Origin of the sequence: Gynurincola endophyticus, from assembly GCF_003991195.1 — a bacterium.
Classification (GTDB): Bacteria; Bacteroidota; Bacteroidia; order Chitinophagales; family Chitinophagaceae; genus Gynurincola; species Gynurincola endophyticus.
Genome location: NZ_RCWL01000027.1, coordinates 1 through 377 on the forward strand (window position 1 = coordinate 1; position 377 = coordinate 377).

The 377-nt window shown below is 49.1% G+C and carries 1 protein-coding gene; it reads left to right on the top strand.

From position 1 onward, the window contains the following. A partial coding sequence (locus tag D9O48_RS18845) for a hypothetical protein (protein WP_199750641.1) occupies positions 1–377 on the top strand: 377 nt, incomplete at both ends.

Sequence of the window (377 nt, forward strand, 5' to 3'; positions counted from 1 at the left end):
CATTTAACGGCCACGAGCTGGTGGCAGAGTGCAGCTGCACCGGTACAGAATCTAAGTCCTTTAACCCCGCTGGTCGATTTATTACTGGCAGCGATTCCGGGCGGCAGTGGAGGAAAGATTGAAGCAGGACAGGTGACGGGTGGTTTGCTGAGTGCGCCGGTAACTAGTTTTATCAATGCGCGCAATCCGAATACGACGGGAAAACCGAAAGCTTATGTAAACTGGGTATTATTCAATGAACAGTTACAATATGTAGCGGAGGGCAGCGGAGCAGAAGTGGTAGGAGCCAGTGGTGTGCTGACCACGCATGTAAAGAGTAACCTGGTAATGCCGAAGAATGGTTATCTTTATGTATATGTGAGTAATGCAACGGAGAA